1 protein-coding gene is annotated in these 357 nt (G+C 49.0%); it reads right to left on the bottom strand.

Annotation, left to right across the window (positions count from 1 at the left end; genetic code table 11):
* Nucleotides 1-357, bottom strand: a 357-nt coding sequence (locus tag CWC16_RS19645; RefSeq protein ID WP_138542706.1) for a recombinase family protein, incomplete at both ends; no start/stop codon positions are given.

Raw genomic sequence — 357 nt, 5'->3', positions numbered from 1 at the left:
GCTCCTTCACCTCATTACTGGCGACTTCTGCCAGCTTTGATTCAGACTCCCGCAGGTCAGGTACCGGTTCACCCATCTGGGTTTCCAGTAAACGCTCTGCTTCATCCGGTTCAAATAATCCACTAAGACCATAGGCAATCCGAATCGCCTGGATTTGCGACTTGTGCCTTAACATACGTTTAGGACAAGTCTGCCAAGGGCCAGGAAACTTCTTGCCATTCTTGATCACCGCAGGTCGGTACAGTTCATCAAGGTACTCTCGCACCCTAATGGCATGTTCCCGATCTTTTCTGTGAATTATGCACTCCATCCACGGGTGACAAGCTTTCATATCTTCATCGAAGGTAATCAGCTCGT

The organism is Pseudoalteromonas sp. S3776, assembly GCF_005886915.1.
GTDB lineage: Bacteria > Pseudomonadota > Gammaproteobacteria > Enterobacterales > Alteromonadaceae > Pseudoalteromonas.
Note: the sequence above shows the minus strand (reverse complement) of the source record. Positions and strands in the feature narration are given on the sequence as shown.